Origin of the sequence: Pseudomonas caspiana (genome assembly GCF_040224095.2) — a bacterium.
Lineage (GTDB): Bacteria > Pseudomonadota > Gammaproteobacteria > Pseudomonadales > Pseudomonadaceae > Aquipseudomonas > Aquipseudomonas caspiana.
The window spans coordinates 1,914,281-1,926,916 of record NZ_CP167995.1; the positions used below are offsets into that span (position 1 = coordinate 1,914,281).

The window sequence follows — 12,636 nt, forward strand, 5'->3', positions numbered from 1 at the left end:
CAAATGTCGCCGAGTTAGAGTTCAGAGAAGAGGTGCGAGACGAATATGGCGATCAATCAGAACACTGCTGCTCAACACTCATCGACACAGGAAAGGCTGGCGCGAATCATTGGCGACCGGATTGCCAGACCGGGTGATTTCGGCACAGCCATTGAAGGGCTTGGTTTCTTCCGGCGTGAACATCCATCGTCACCGGTGGTGTGCATGGTCGAGCCGAGCATCATCCTCGTCGCCCATGGCGAGAAGCAGTTGTGGGTCGGTGGCGAGGGATATCCGTACGACACATCGCGATTCCTGATCACTTCGCTGGATTTGCCCGCCAATTCAGAGGTCCTCGCAGCAAGCCCGGCGCAACCGTGCCTTGGGCTGACATTGAAGCTGGATGTGCGCATGCTGGCTGAACTGGTGGCGCAGGGCGGCCTGTCGCCGGTTCGGGATCGATCGGTTGTGGCGAGCGTTGGCATCGGCTCTGTGACCGATGCGTTATTGGCGTCTTTCGAGCGCTTGTTGGCGTTGCTGGAGGAGCCCGAAGCTATTCCGATTCTGGCTCCGCTGATCAAGCGTGAAATTCATTACCGACTATTGATGAGTGACCAGGCGAACAGGCTGCGGCAGATTACAGCGGTTGACGGGCAGGGCTATCGCATCGCCAAAGCGATTGACTGGCTGAAACTGAATTACACCTCTGCGCTGCGCGTCGACGAACTTGCAGCACGTGTGCAAATGAGTGCCGCAACCTTTCACCATCACTTCCGTCAGCTCACCGCCATGAGCCCCTTGCAGTACCAGAAATGGCTGCGTCTGAACGAAGCACGACGCTTGATGCTCAATGAACACAAGGACGTATCCACTGCGGCCTTCAAGGTCGGCTACGAAAGCCCCTCCCAGTTCAGCCGCGAATACAGCCGCCTGTTTGGCGTGCCGCCCAAGCGCGATATCACGGTATTGAGGGGGCAGGGTGAGGTGGTTGAGGGGCGGGAGAGTGGTACTTGAATACCATTGAATGCCGTGGATACAGGCGGATTAGGTGGTTGATATCAGGCTGCTTCCTCATTCTGTTTTCGCGTATATGAATTCAAAGTAAAGTGCCGCGATCGCGTGTTCCCAAAGTAAGGAGACTTTATGAATTTTCCGGATTCCCGTATGTACCACACCACAGAAGGCATCAGCGATGAGCAGTTCAGCGCCTGTAAAGTGGTGATGCGCGACAATCTAATGGTGGTTGAATATGTTGATGAGGCAGGCAGCCGCAATACTTATCAGGCGGTTCAAACAGCCGATGGGCAGTTCAACATCCGGCAAGAACTTGAAGGCGACGATTATCTTTTCACTGCGACGCTTAATCGGCAGGCCGATGATCTTTATGAGGGGCAGTGGCATCAACGTTATGGTACTCAACACAAGCAGGGCACCTGGTCGATTGAGTTGGCATAAATAGCGGGTTGCAAGATCCAGCCATGGGGCGGTGTTGTAGAAAAGTACAGGTAATGCCTGCATCGATGCTCAGGAAAGGCATCGATTAGTTTAGGGCTTCAAAACCTCCAGTATCCGGACCACATCGATAAACACCGAGGCACGTATTGCCGCATCACGTGTTCGTGTGTGCATCAGGTGAAACCTCAACTCCCAACCGTCGGGTAAACGGCGCAGCAATCTCGCATCTGAATCCCAACGGGTCAAAGAAGAACAGCGCCGATCCGTCCAGTGCATTGCGAAGGTTGCCGATGATCATCGTGCTGCCGTATCCCTTGCGTGCGGGCGGCTGCACTTCCGGGCCACGACTTTCCGTCCAGTGCAGTTCGAACCTGGGATGTCCGCCGGTTTCGTCCGCTTGAACGATCAGCCACTTCACACTGAGAGCGCCGTCCGAGCGGGAAAGAGAGCCATATTTCGAGGCGTTCGTGCCCAGCTCATGAAGGACCAGCGCCAACGCCGATGCCGCTTCTGGGGTCAGAATAATGTTGGGCCCGCCGATGACGACGTCGCACTCTTTGCGATAGGGCGCGATCATTTCCTCAACCAGAGATTTGATGCTGATTTCGGACGCGTTAAAGGCCAGTGAATGCGCGCGATGCATCATCACCAGACGCTCGCCGAAGACCTGGCGAAATTCAGAAGGGTTCGGGTAGCTTTTAATCGTCAGACTGGCGACTCCACCCATGGTGGAGAACAGGTTCCGCATGCGATGTTCAAGCTCGCCAAGCAACAGCTGCGTTGTTTCTTGAGTCCTGCTGTAGGCGCAAACCTTGGCGCACAGGGCCGACGCCTGCTGCGCGAAGATCATTTGCTCATCCGTCAGCGGTGACCCGGCGGGATGGATGATGGCCAGGCTGCCCTGCACGACTCCGTCTGAGGTCTGGGCCGGAATGGAGATCAGGGACGTCAGACCATGCCTCGCGAACAACGCCTTCCACTCCGCTGAAAAGCGTTCATCGTTGGCTACGTCCGGCACGATCACTGATCGGCCAGTCAACACACCCAGGCCACACGATCCCCTGTTGCCGGTGATGATGTTGTTTTCCAGGCTGCTGGCAAACTCTTTGGGCAAACTGGGGAAGACCGCGTGACGAAAGGTCTTGCCGGGCTTATCAAGCACGTTGATACCGACTACGCAGCCAGGCATTTCATTCTGCAGGAGAGCGGCGAACTCCCTGAGTAAAGGCACGGCCGGGGCGCCCGAAGACATTGCATCTACCGCACGATTAAGGAGTTGCCCCAGAAGCTCTTGCATGGAAGGACGTGTCCTTAATTGTAGATATGTGCTGCAGTATACGGCTGTCCCGGTGTGGCAACAATTTCCCGAAAGTCGCCAGTTGTCGGTATTTGCCTTCGCTCGCTACGGCAGGTAGACGCAATGGCGGGCAAATCTTACCCTCGTGCTTTCGGCCAACTGAGGGTTGAAGCATGTACACGCTTTTCGGGGCAAAGGGGTCCGGTTCGGCTGCTATCGAGATAGCGCTGGAATATTGCGGCGCCGAGTACCGCTTGGTGACAGCCAGTTCCTGGGAGGAGGGCAGTGGCCGTGATGAATTGCGTCGGCTCAATCCGTTACTGCAAGTGCCGACTCTGGTTTTACCCGACGGCACCGTGCTGACCGAGAGCGCCGCGATATTGACCTGTCTCGGGTTGGAGTTTCCTGCCTCGGGACTGCTGTCCTTTAATCCGTATGAACGAGCCCTGCAACTGCGAGGTTTGGCCTACATCGCCGCCAACTGTTATGCAGCCATTGGCGTTATTGATTACCCGGAGCGCTGGTTGCCTGCCGCGAATAAAGATCAGTTGCAGCACCTGGTTAACGGTGCAACGTCCCGGCTGTATGAGCACTGGGACGCTTTCAGTGACGTATTTGAAAACACCTCGGCGTGGCGACCTGAAGAGCCCGGTGCAGTCGAGATTCTCGCTTGTGTCGTTACGCGCTGGGCCAGTGCTCGTGAACACCTGCAAACGTCACGACCGGGGTTTCATGCGGCGCTGTTGGACATTGATCGGCATGCTGCTGTTTGTTCGGTGTTTCAGAGGCATTGGGGGAATTAGCCAGTGCGCAGGGATATCCATCATTTGATAAAACGTAAGCAGGATCAGCAATGAGCTTTGACATTATCATTTTGAGACCCTCGAACGTTGATGCCGAGGACTTGAGTGCCGTCGAAAACCTGAGTGATATCGGCGCTTTGGATTCGGTTAACGCCACACTGGATTCGTTTTTTCCAGGCTGTGCTCAAGGTACGTATTCTGCAGGGCAGTTCTATAGCGTTGAATCCACTCAGATCGGCGATCCGGTCAGTTCCGTGCACCTGACACTCAGGTTTGGCAGCAAGTGGTCTGAAGCCGTCAACGAGGAGTTCCTCGCGCTACTGTCCACACTTTGCCAACAACTTCAGTCGCATGCATTTGCGGTATCCGACAATTCAAGAGTTGCTGCATTCTGTTAAGGCCGCTTGGTAAACGAGATACTGAGCTTGTGTCTGCTTTCGCCTGATAGACAAGCGTCAGGCTGGCAGCGAGCCAAGGCATTTGTCGTTCAAGGTTGATATGCCCGGCATTGCTCGCCAGAATCGCGCCCCTGTCCAGCCAATCGCGCCGGACATGAGTGGTGAAAGGGGCTGCAGTTGAACGAACAGACATTGTCCATGCGCCTGGAGCGCGTGGCGGCGCATGTGCCAGCCGGTGCGCGGCTGGCCGATATCGGCTCGGATCACGGCTACCTGCCGGTGGCTTTGATGCGCCGTGGATCTATAGTGGCGGCCGTGGCGGGTGAAGTTGCATTGACGCCGTTTCGCTCGGCCGAACGCACGGTGCGCGAGAACGATCTGGATCAGTTGATTACCGTGCGCATGGCAGATGGTCTGGCAGCAATTCAGCCAGAGGACGGGATAACCGCAATCAGCATCTGCGGCATGGGCGGCGAAACGATCCGCGACATCCTCGACAGTGGCAAAGCGCATTTGAGTGGTGATGAGCGTCTGGTCTTGCAACCCAACGGCGGCGAGCAGCCACTGCGTCAATGGCTGATGGACAACGGTTACTGCATCCTCAGTGAGGAAGTCCTGCGGGAGAACCGTTTCGACTATGAAGTCATCGTCGCCGAACGCGCTGGGCCGGTGACCTATACCGCCGAGGAACTGTACTTCGGCCCGCTACAGATGAAAGCTCGTAGCCCGGCATTTTTGCTCAAGTGGCGACGCATGCTGCGCCATAAGCAACAGACCCTGAACCACTTTGCCCGGGCTCGGCAGGCGCTCCCCGAGCAGAAACTTGAGGACGCTGCGCGGCAGGTTCGGTGGATTACTGAATTGCTGGCGTGAGCACGTAGGGGATAGTCGAAACGAAGATGTAGCGCAGTAAACAGTGGCTGTTACCGTACAAAATTCAACTATCTAATTTGAGATGCTTTTTTCTGTAGGAGCGCACGAGCACCGCGAGGCCGCGATAGCGGTGCATCAGACAGGCCGCCATCGCGGCCTCGCGGTGCTCGTGCGTTCCTACAGATCTACCATTTGAAGCGAAACAGCGCAGTGCCATTGGCGCCAGGCAAAGCTGCGGCGAGTTCTTGTATCACCCAAGCCGCATCCCTGCGCCTCGACAAGTCAGAAGCTGTACTTGGCAGTCAGCATCATGTTCCGTGGAGTGCCATAAATGTCGCCGCCATAATCCGAGGAGTTGGCGATGCTCGAGTAGTATTTGCGGTCGAAGACGTTGTTGGCGTTGAGCTGCAGGTCGAGGTTTTTATTAACCTCATAGCCAGCCATCAGGTCGGTGATGGCGTAACCACCTTGTTCCAGGCGATAGCTGCCACCGTCGGCCAGGTCGATGTCGTTGTACATGCGGCTCTGCCAGGAGACGTTGCCGCCGACGCGCAGTTTTTCCAGCGGGCCCTGGAAGTGATAGCTGGTGGTCAGTTTGAAAAGGTGCTCCGGCAAGTCGGTGTCAAAGCGCTGATTAACGTTTTGTGGCGCAGAGGCATCTTTGATGGTGTGTGTGCGGGCGTAGGTGTACCCGCCGCCAACCTGCCAGTTCTCGGTCAGGGCGCCTTGCAGTTCGAAGTCGATACCCTGGCTGCGAATTTCGCCGGAAGCCTCTGAGCAAGAGGATTGCGGACAGTCCGGCACCACCACGGTCACGCCGCGGTTTTCCTGATCTACACGAAATACAGCCATGCTTGCGTTCAGTGCACCGTCGAAATACTCGCCCTTGATACCGATTTCGTAGTTCTTGCCTACGATGGGTTTGAGCGGAGTGCCGGAAGTGTCTTTGGCGCTTTGGGGGGTGAAAATGTCGCTGTAGCTGACGTAGGCCGAGTGATGATCGTCCAGGTCGTAGATCAGCCCCGCATAGCGTGTCACGTTGCGGGTGACCTTGTAGTCGCCGTCGCCATCACGGTTGTCATAGTCATACCAGTCCAGGCGACCACCCAGGATCAGCTTCAGCGGGTCGGCCAGGTTCAGGCGTGTGGTCATGTACACACCATCCTGAGTGGTGACCTCACGAGTGGTTGTGGTGTGGATGAAGTTTGGCTTGCCTGCATTGAGCGGCCAGTAGAAAAAGTTGTACGGGTCGTAGTCCTGGTTAGTCATGTCGTAGATACGCTTGCTCGCACCCACCACCAGTTCATGTGTGCGCCCAAACGCTTCGAAAGGCCCGCTGGCGAAGGCATCCAGCCCGGCCTGGTTTTCATCGTTTGCGGCCTGGTAAACCGTCCGCTGCAGCTCTCTGTCGGTGGCCCAGCGCGACTGGTAAGAGCCTGAGAACAGCGCATTCTGTTCGGCATAATTGGCATTGATCTGAAGCTTCCAGTCGTTGGCCAGACGATGACGCAATTCGGCGAAAACGGTGTTGGTCTCCTGATCCTTGTTTTCCCACTTGGTGCCGGGGTTGTACGAGCGGGGCAGGTCCAGGTGATGGCCATTCTCGCCAATCATCGAAGAGCCCCAGAAGTAGTTGGTCTTGTCCTTCTGATGGGAGAAGCCGACTGTCAGCGTGGTGTCTTCGTTAAGGTCCGCCTCGGTCACGGCGTAGAACAGGCCGTGATCCTCTTCCACGCCATCAATGAAACTGTTGGCATCGCGATAGGAGGTGACAACCCGGCCGCGCAAGGTACCGCTGTCGTTGAGCGGGCTGGAGGCATCCAGCTCGCCGCGATAATCGTCCCAGCTGCCAGCAGCGCCGGTCAGGGTGACTTTTTGCTCGGCCAGTGGCCGCTTGCGGACAAGGTTGATAGCCGCTGATGGATTACCTGCGCCCGTAACCAGGCCGGTGGCGCCGCGTACCACTTCAACCCTGTCGAACATCGCCAGATTAGGCTGAACACCCACCGATACGCCGTTATAGCCGCTGGGGATACCGTCGTACATCAGGTTATCGATGTCGAAACCGCGAGACATGTAGGACTGCCTACCGGGGCCATTGGCATAATTGAGGAACAAACCCGGGGCAGCTCTGACCACATCATTGATGCTGGTCATGGCCTGATCGTCCATGCGCTGACGGGTAATCACGGTAACGGCTTGAGGTGTTTCACGCATGGTCAGCGGCAGCTTGGTCGCCGTCGCCATTTCCCCGGTGGTGTAAGAATTGCTGCCTTCTGTGGTGCTGCCCAGTTGCAGTTGCGTCGAGTTGATTTCACTGGCGCCCAGTTCCACGGTAGTCGGGACGGATTTCGTCTTCGTCTCGCTGCTTTCATCGGCCATCGCCGGAGTCAATGTAGCCATGCAGATGGCCATGGCCAATAAATTACGGGACGGGCTGAAACAATGCAGCGGGGCAAAGCGTGACATGAACGGCTTCCTGACCAAATAGTTAAATGTAATGCTTATGAGAATTGTTGCTATTTATAGTGTCAGGAAATTTGTCAGCGTTAAAGGTTAATGTGAAAAATTTGTGAAACTCTGACTGCCAACGGGCATGGATGAGTGCTGAAAAATCAGGGCACTCCAAAAGAACGCAGTAGTCTTTTCCTGTAGACCCACTCTCAGCTAACGGAGCTTTCATGATCATCGTCCACCACCTCAACAACTCGCGTTCGCAACGCATCCTCTGGCTGCTCGAAGAACTCGGCCTGCCATACGAAATCAAGCGATATGAGCGCAACCCGAAAACCAACCTTGCGCCACCTGAACTCAAAGCTATTAATGCGCTGGGCAAATCCCCGGTGATAGAGGACGGTCCTCACGTTGTGATTGAGTCCGGCGCCATCGTTGACTACCTGATCCGCCGCCACGGCGACGGTCGTCTGCAACCGGACCCGGCAAACGCCACTTACGATGAATACGTGCAATGGCTGCACTTCGCTGAAGGTTCGGCAATGCTGCCGTTGATGCTCGACTTGTATGTCGGGCGCCTGGGCGAAGCGGGTGCGCCGTTGCATCCGCGTATCGAATCGGAGGTGGCCAATTATCTCGGATACCTGAACGAAGCGCTGGGATTGACCCCGTTTCTGGTCGGTGAAGAGTTGACCGGTGCGGATATCCAGATGAGCTTTATTGGCGAACTCGCCAAGGCTCAAGGCAAGTTGCAGCCTTATCCGAATGTGGCAGCATGGGTGCAGCGCTTCCAGGAGCGCCCTGCGTATCGCAAGGCGCTGGAGCAGGGCGGTGAGTATGCGTTTGCGAAGTAAAGGTCGAGTGGTTGACTGACTCGGAGCCGGCTAGTCCGGCGCGGCTTGATCACGCAACCGGATGCATGATCAAGCCCGGCTCTCGCAGCAATCCATCAACCTTCGGAGGGCGCGCCGACTTCCTGGCCGGATTCAGCCTCGAGCTTTGACCGGTCAGCCTTGCTGATGTATTTAGGCTTTTTGGGTGCCAGTTTGGCGCTGGCCTTTTTGGCTTTAGCCTTGAATAGCTGCTGTAGTTTTTTCTGGCGGTTCATGTTTCTGCTCAGCTGGTAATTCTTGAATGATTCGGCGGGAATTCTAACAGCGAATCCTTTGGTCTTTAGCTGAATCGCTGACCATGATCCCCTATCGGGCCTAAAGCTGCCATCTAACTTGTCACTGCTGTATTTTCATACTTCTTATGGGGCGGCGTAACTGGAAGTTGAAGCTTTGTGCCTCAAACCCTGAAAACTCATGTTGTGCCAGGTTCGTCGTAAGGAACGTTATGCGTATTCGAGCTTTTAAGACTTTGCTGACTCTGCCTATGCTCTTCGTGATGCTTTACGCGCAGGCGGCGAAGCCCGGCGCGAGCGATGAGGCGATACGTCTGTTCTCAACTGAGCAATTCCGGGCGTCGATAGAGGAGTCAGACAGGGTGCTCAAGTCGGACCCGACTGACACCGAGGCCTTGAATGTAAAGGCTTTGGCTGTGTCGATGCTGGGCGACGATCAAGCCGCTATACGGCTGGTGACTCAGGCACTCGAGATCGTTAAAAAGGACGGTCAGGCGTCGATCACCCAGCAGGCGAATTACTGGAACAACCTCGGGTATTTCAACGAGCGACAACGCAATTATCAGGTTGCCATTAGCTGTCATGAGAAAGCCTTGAAGATGCGGCTTTCCGCATTTGGTGCGGACAACCTGCAAACTGCCGATAGCTATAACAATCTGGGAACGACACTGAGCAAGCTCGGCCGTTATGACGAGGCCTTCGATAATCTGCGTAAAAACCTCTCATTGAGAAAACGGCTATCCGGTGAGCGTGACCATTCGGTTGCCGTGGCACTGAATAACCTAGGCAATGCTTACAACCTTCAGGGCGACTACAAAGCCTCTTTGCCACTTTTTCAACAGGCGCTGGATATTGATGCGCCGCTGTATGGCGTGCAGCATCCGGTAATTGCCGTGCGCTGGAACAATATTGGTGATGCTTATCGAGGGCTAGGCCAATACGATCAGGCCGAAGTTTTCCTCACGAAAGCATTGAACAGCGATCTTGCGAGCTTTGGCGAGAACCATCCCAAAGTGTCACTGCGCTATTTCAATCTGGCCAAAATTTACGAGGCTCAAGGCGACAAGCTCAAAGCCCGTGACGCCTACGCCAAGGCGCTGCAGATAGTCCGTAACGTTGATCCGGGTGATGCGGGGCAGATTCAATATTTTGAGGCGAAGCTGCGAGAACTGGGGGCCAAGTCAGGGGCATGATTTTGATCCATGAGTCCGATCAAACACTATTCAACTTGATTTGGGATGACACCGCGCTGTCGCACAGTAAACACGGACCCTGTAGGAGTGAGCTTGCTCGCGATTCGTTTTCTCTTTCGATAGGTCATCGCCTGACCTGACGCTATCGCGAGCAAGCTCACTCCTACAGGATGTGCGTAAATTCAGATAGTCACTTGAAGCTGAATATTCCTACTTCAACTGCCTTTCAATGGGTACGGTTCTGGCGCTGATTTCATCACCTGTATGCCGTGTCGTGACCGTTTCAATCAACATGATTCCGCACTCATCTTCAGCCACTGGGTTATGCCTGACCTGCTTGGGGATGATGCAGAACTCACCCGGCCCGAGGATGACGTCGCGGTCCTCCAGCTGAATTTTCAGGGTCCCATAGACCACCATGAACATCTCGTCTTCGTCTGCATGGGCATGCCACATCAATTCGCCTTCCAGCTTCGCAACCTTGATGTACTGGTCGTTAACCTGGCCGATGACCTGCGGAGACCAGTAGTCGCTGACTTGGGCCAGGGCTGATTCGATGTTGATGATATTACCGCTTGGGATCATGGTTCTGACTCCGGTGAGGGAGCGTCAATTTACGTCGGTGAGATGACTGACCATATCGAATGTTTATAATGGGGGCATTAATTTTTGTAATGGCCCCCATGTCCAGACTTCGCACTATCGATCTCACTCTGATCCGTACGTTTGTTGTAGTTGCCGAGACAGGCAGCATCAGCGCAGCAGCGCGACAACTGCACCTTACCCAAGGCGGGATCAGCCAGCAGATCAAGCGCCTTGAGAGCTTTTTCAATTGCACGTTGCTGGTGCGTGATCCTGGTGGAACACAACTAACAGAACGAGGGACAGACTTTCTGCCCAAAGCCCGGCGTCTACTTGATCACAGCGACAGCCTATACGAGGACATGACAGGGATAGTCGACACCCGAAGCGTGCGGGTTGGTGTGCCTTACGACATGGCCGGGGCGCATTTTGCACCCATCCTCAAGAGCTACGCCCATAGCCATCCGGACGTAGAGGTCACAATCGTGACGGGCTCGTCCATCGATCTGATGAATGATTTCGCGAAGGGCCTTGTTGACCTCACTTTGCGTCAGTGTCCTGCAAGCGAAGGTGTCGGGGAGCGGCTTTATATAGACCCATTGGTATGGTTGAGCACCTCGGATGAGCTGCTGTGCCAACGGCCTTTACCGTTATGCTTCGTGACGCCAACCTGTACGTTTCGAAAAACCGTGTTTGCATTGCTTCTGGAATCGCACATCAGTTGGCGCGTTGTATTCGAAAATGCTTCGGTTGATACCACTTTATCAACTGTTCGCAGCGGTCTGGCCCTGACACCGTGGCTACGCTCGCTGGTGCCCGATGGCCTTGAGGAGATTGGAGTAGAGTCCGGATTGCCCATGCTGCCAGAGTTCGCAATCGAGCTTTACGTCTCGCCGAATGCGAGTCGCGGTGCGTTGGAAATGGGGGAGGCGATTCGCCAACATTACCGTTAGAGGGCGTTTTACAGGCTGCCTCAGAGGGTAAAGCGGGGGCTGCTAAGCCTTATGAGCAAGCCCCAAAAGACCTTCAAACCTGAAGATAGACAACATGCGTATGGGTGTACTCGTACAAGCCATGCTTGCCATCGGCACCGCCCACGCCAGACTTTCTGACGCCGGCATGGAAGCCCTGCATGGCTTCGAAGTTCTCTCGATTGATGTAGGTTTCGCCGAAGTCGATTTCACGGATGGCGTACATGGCCTTGCTCAGATCCTTGGTATACAGCGATGACGTCAGGCCGTATTCGCAGTCATTGGCCAGGGCGATGGCTTCATCGAGGTCATCGACGATCTGGATGGGCAGCACCGGGCCGAATATTTCTTTGCGCATGATTTCCATGTCGGCGCTGCAGCCGGTCAGTACCGTCGGCTGGAAGTGGAAGCCCTGGCCGAGGTCGGCGATGTTGCCGCCTGTGATCAGGTTGGCGCCTTGTGCCTGCGCTTTTTTGACTTTGGCGGCGACGCTTTCCAGGCCTTGTCGGTTGATCAACGGGCCCATTTCTACCGAGCTGTCGGCCAGTGGATCGCCGTAACGCGTCGCGGCCATGGCGGCGCTGATCTTGTCGATGAATTCATCCGCGACACGGCGCTCGACATACACCCGCTCAGCGCAGTTGCACACTTGCCCGGTGTTGATTATCCGCGAGTCGCGAATCGCTTTGACGGCGAGGTCCAGGTCCGCATCAGCCAGCACGATGGCAGGGGCTTTGCCGCCCAGTTCAAGGTTGAGTTTGGTGATGTTGGGTGCCGCGGCGCTCATGATTCGTGCGCCGGTTTCAACGCTGCCGGTGAAGCTGATCATGTTCACTTGCTGATGTGAGGTCAGCGCCGCGCCCACCCGGCCATCGCCGCAGACTACGTTGAACACGCCGGGTGGCAGGTCGATTTCCGCGACCAGTCGGGCAAACTCAAAGCAGTTGTTGGGTGTTTCTTCGCTTGGCTTGATCACGATGGTATTGCCCGTGACCAGTGCGGGAGCCATCTTGCGGGCGATCAGGAAAAACGGGAAGTTCCACGGCAAGATGCCCGCTACGACGCCTAGCGGTTTGCGAAACATGAAGATGTTCTCGCCAGGACGATCACTGGTGATGATTTCACCTTCAATGCGTCGTGCCCATTCGGCCATATAGTCGAGGTAGTCTGCGGTGAAGTTGACCTCTACTTCGGCCAACCCATAGATCTTGCCTTGCTCCAGGGTAATGGTGCGGGCGAGGTGGGCGACGTTTTCACGCAGTTTGCTGGCGATCTTGCGCAGATAACCTGCACGCTCGTTGGCCGGGCGCTTTGCCCATGCGGACTGGGCCGAGCGTGCCGCGGCCAGCGCATGATCCACTTGGTCGGCATCCGAGGCGGGGACTCTGGCAAGCACGGCGCCAGTGGCCGGGTTGAGCACGTCAAAGTGCTCGGCACTTTGGACGAATTCGCCGTTTATATAGTTTTCGTAAACCGGTACTGAAGACATGGACGGGCTCCTTTGC

At 55.7% G+C, this 12,636-nt stretch carries 13 protein-coding genes; 8 read left to right on the top strand and 5 right to left on the bottom strand.

The annotated features are described in order from the left end of the window. Nucleotides 1-45 precede the first annotated feature (45 nt). Together ABRP31_RS08765 and ABRP31_RS08770 are read left to right on the top strand one after the other, a co-directional pair. On the top strand, nt 46-993 hold the full coding sequence (locus tag ABRP31_RS08765; protein WP_349970590.1) for an AraC family transcriptional regulator: 948 nt from the start codon (nt 46-48) through the stop codon (nt 991-993). A 129-nt stretch (nt 994-1,122) separates the two neighbouring features. Further along, nucleotides 1,123-1,434: a hypothetical protein gene (locus ABRP31_RS08770; RefSeq protein ID WP_349970591.1), complete on the top strand. Its 312-nt coding sequence runs from the start codon at nt 1,123-1,125 to the stop codon at nt 1,432-1,434. A 154-nt stretch (nt 1,435-1,588) separates the two neighbouring features. On the opposite strand, the gene ABRP31_RS08775 is transcribed toward ABRP31_RS08770, so the two are convergent. Continuing rightward, nucleotides 1,589-2,731, bottom strand: a complete 1,143-nt coding sequence (locus ABRP31_RS08775; protein WP_349970592.1) for an HWE histidine kinase domain-containing protein — start codon at nt 2,729-2,731, stop codon at nt 1,589-1,591. A 173-nt stretch (nt 2,732-2,904) separates the two neighbouring features. Between ABRP31_RS08775 and ABRP31_RS08780 the strand changes: the two genes are divergently transcribed. From ABRP31_RS08780 to ABRP31_RS08790, 3 genes are all read left to right on the top strand, one after another. Continuing rightward, nucleotides 2,905-3,534, top strand: coding sequence for a glutathione S-transferase (locus ABRP31_RS08780; protein ID WP_349970593.1), 630 nt, complete (start codon nt 2,905-2,907; stop codon nt 3,532-3,534). A 50-nt stretch (nt 3,535-3,584) separates the two neighbouring features. Then, a complete protein-coding gene (locus ABRP31_RS08785; RefSeq protein WP_349970594.1) occupies nt 3,585-3,932 on the top strand; it encodes a hypothetical protein in 348 nt (115 codons plus the stop codon). Nucleotides 3,933-4,109: 177 nt separating this feature from the next. Beyond that, nucleotides 4,110-4,805, top strand: coding sequence for a tRNA (adenine(22)-N(1))-methyltransferase TrmK (locus tag ABRP31_RS08790; protein WP_349970595.1), 696 nt, complete (start codon nt 4,110-4,112; stop codon nt 4,803-4,805). 282 nt (nt 4,806-5,087) lie between these two features. Here ABRP31_RS08790 and ABRP31_RS08795 read toward each other — a convergent pair whose 3' ends face one another. After that, nucleotides 5,088-7,274, bottom strand: coding sequence for a TonB-dependent siderophore receptor (locus ABRP31_RS08795; RefSeq protein WP_349970596.1), 2,187 nt, complete (start codon nt 7,272-7,274; stop codon nt 5,088-5,090). 212 nt (nt 7,275-7,486) lie between these two features. Here ABRP31_RS08795 and ABRP31_RS08800 point away from each other — a divergent pair, with 212 nt between their 5' ends. Beyond that, complete coding sequence (locus tag ABRP31_RS08800; protein ID WP_349970597.1) at nt 7,487-8,113, top strand: glutathione S-transferase family protein; 627 nt, start codon at nt 7,487-7,489, stop codon at nt 8,111-8,113. A 95-nt stretch (nt 8,114-8,208) separates the two neighbouring features. Here ABRP31_RS08800 and ABRP31_RS08805 read toward each other — a convergent pair whose 3' ends face one another. Beyond that, nucleotides 8,209-8,367 (bottom strand): DUF2986 domain-containing protein, encoded by a 159-nt coding sequence (locus tag ABRP31_RS08805; RefSeq protein ID WP_349970598.1) that lies wholly within the window; start codon nt 8,365-8,367, stop codon nt 8,209-8,211. A gap of 230 nt (nt 8,368-8,597) precedes the next feature. On the opposite strand from ABRP31_RS08805, the gene ABRP31_RS08810 reads away from it, so the two are divergent. Then, complete coding sequence (locus ABRP31_RS08810) at nt 8,598-9,578, top strand: tetratricopeptide repeat protein (protein ID WP_349970599.1); 981 nt, start codon at nt 8,598-8,600, stop codon at nt 9,576-9,578. Nucleotides 9,579-9,788: 210 nt separating this feature from the next. Here the strand turns inward: ABRP31_RS08810 and ABRP31_RS08815 are convergent, their stop codons facing one another. Continuing rightward, nucleotides 9,789-10,163 carry a cupin domain-containing protein gene (locus tag ABRP31_RS08815; RefSeq protein WP_349970600.1) on the bottom strand — a complete coding sequence of 125 codons (375 nt, stop codon included), beginning with the start codon at nt 10,161-10,163 and terminating at the stop codon, nt 9,789-9,791. A gap of 98 nt (nt 10,164-10,261) precedes the next feature. On the opposite strand from ABRP31_RS08815, the gene ABRP31_RS08820 reads away from it, so the two are divergent. Then, nucleotides 10,262-11,113: a LysR family transcriptional regulator gene (locus tag ABRP31_RS08820; RefSeq protein ID WP_349970601.1), complete on the top strand. Its 852-nt coding sequence runs from the start codon at nt 10,262-10,264 to the stop codon at nt 11,111-11,113. 73 nt (nt 11,114-11,186) lie between these two features. Here ABRP31_RS08820 and aldA read toward each other — a convergent pair whose 3' ends face one another. Beyond that, nucleotides 11,187-12,620: an aldehyde dehydrogenase gene (aldA, locus tag ABRP31_RS08825; protein WP_349970602.1), complete on the bottom strand. Its 1,434-nt coding sequence runs from the start codon at nt 12,618-12,620 to the stop codon at nt 11,187-11,189. Nucleotides 12,621-12,636 lie beyond the last annotated feature (16 nt).

What these genes read in the sequence shown, in the direction of transcription:
- ABRP31_RS08765 (WP_349970590.1), top strand. Translation starts at nt 46, where the DNA reads ATGGCGATCAATCAGAACACTGCTGCTCAACACTCATCGACACAGGAA.
- ABRP31_RS08770 (WP_349970591.1), top strand. Translation starts at nt 1,123, where the DNA reads ATGAATTTTCCGGATTCCCGTATGTACCACACCACAGAAGGCATCAGC.
- ABRP31_RS08775 (WP_349970592.1), bottom strand. Translation starts at nt 2,731, where the DNA reads ATGCAAGAGCTTCTGGGGCAACTCCTTAATCGTGCGGTAGATGCAATG.
- ABRP31_RS08780 (WP_349970593.1), top strand. Translation starts at nt 2,905, where the DNA reads ATGTACACGCTTTTCGGGGCAAAGGGGTCCGGTTCGGCTGCTATCGAG.
- ABRP31_RS08785 (WP_349970594.1), top strand. Translation starts at nt 3,585, where the DNA reads ATGAGCTTTGACATTATCATTTTGAGACCCTCGAACGTTGATGCCGAG.
- ABRP31_RS08795 (WP_349970596.1), bottom strand. Translation starts at nt 7,274, where the DNA reads ATGTCACGCTTTGCCCCGCTGCATTGTTTCAGCCCGTCCCGTAATTTA.
- ABRP31_RS08800 (WP_349970597.1), top strand. Translation starts at nt 7,487, where the DNA reads ATGATCATCGTCCACCACCTCAACAACTCGCGTTCGCAACGCATCCTC.
- ABRP31_RS08805 (WP_349970598.1), bottom strand. Translation starts at nt 8,367, where the DNA reads ATGAACCGCCAGAAAAAACTACAGCAGCTATTCAAGGCTAAAGCCAAA.
- ABRP31_RS08810 (WP_349970599.1), top strand. Translation starts at nt 8,598, where the DNA reads ATGCGTATTCGAGCTTTTAAGACTTTGCTGACTCTGCCTATGCTCTTC.
- ABRP31_RS08815 (WP_349970600.1), bottom strand. Translation starts at nt 10,163, where the DNA reads ATGATCCCAAGCGGTAATATCATCAACATCGAATCAGCCCTGGCCCAA.
- ABRP31_RS08820 (WP_349970601.1), top strand. Translation starts at nt 10,262, where the DNA reads ATGTCCAGACTTCGCACTATCGATCTCACTCTGATCCGTACGTTTGTT.
- aldA (WP_349970602.1), bottom strand. Translation starts at nt 12,620, where the DNA reads ATGTCTTCAGTACCGGTTTACGAAAACTATATAAACGGCGAATTCGTC.